The organism is Actinomycetospora rhizophila (assembly GCF_042657905.1).
Classification (GTDB): Bacteria; Actinomycetota; Actinomycetes; order Mycobacteriales; family Pseudonocardiaceae; genus Actinomycetospora; species Actinomycetospora rhizophila.
The window spans coordinates 1-985 of record NZ_JBHSKG010000042.1 but is presented as its reverse complement, the minus strand read 5'-3'; the positions used below and the strand labels follow the sequence as shown (position 1 = coordinate 985).

Genomic DNA, 985 nt, shown 5'->3' with positions numbered 1-985 from the left:
GGGCCTGTCAAGTTGTCTGTGTAAGTTGATCTATGGGTCGGTCAGCTGAGGTAGGGGCCGATGCGGTCGGGGTAGGCCAGGGCGAGAGCGCCGAGGGCTTGTTTCCAGCCGAGCACGGTGCTGCCCTCGACGAGCTTGCCGGGCGCCTTGCGCTGGTGGCCGGGAAGGCCGGTCTCCTTGGCTCGGGCGCGGGCCCGCTTGTCTTCGATGTCGCGGATGGCCAGCCAGAGCAGCTTGATCGCGGCGTCGTCGCTGGGGAAGTGACCCCGATTCTTGATGATCTTGCGGAGTTGGAAGTTCAGCGACTCGATCGAATTCGTGGTGTAGATGATCCGCCGCAGCTCGGGCGGGAACTCCAGGAACGGGATGAAGCGCTCCCACGCGGCCTGCCAGGTCGAGACCGTGGCCGGGTAGCGCCGCCCGAACTCGCTGTCGGCGAACGCGGCGAGCTCGGCCTCGGCGGCCTCGACGGTGGGTGCGGTGTAGATCGGGCGCAGCGCGGCGGCGACGCGCTTGCGGTCGGTGTAGGACACGAACCGCATCGCGGCGCGGATCAGGTGCACCGTGCAGGTCTGCACGGTGGTCTGCGGCCAGGTCGCCTCGACCGCTTCCGGGAAGCCCTTCAGGCCGTCGCAGCACACGATCAGCACGTCGCGGACCCCGCGATTGCGCAGCTCGGCGCAGACCCCGGCCCAGAACTTCGCGCCTTCGCCGGCCTGGACCCAGATCCCGAGCACGTGCTTGATCCCGTCGAGATCCACTCCGACGGCGATGTAGGCCGAGCGGTTGCGGACCTGGTGGCCGTCGCGGACCTTCACCACCAGCGCGTCCAGGTAGATGATCGGGTAGATCTCCTCCAGCGGCCGGGCCTGCCAGGCCTTGACCTCCTCGAGCACCGAGTCGGTGATCTTGGAGATGGTGTCGTGGGAGAGCTCGGTACCGATCGTGCGCTGCAGGTGGTGGCCGATGTCGCGCACCGTCATCC

At 67.9% G+C, this 985-nt stretch carries 1 protein-coding gene; it reads right to left on the bottom strand.

The features are described 5' to 3' along the window. Positions 1 to 41: 41 nt before the first annotated feature. On the bottom strand, positions 42 to 985 hold a 944-nt coding region (locus ACFPK1_RS33005), incomplete at its 5' end, for an IS256 family transposase (RefSeq protein ID WP_378025163.1).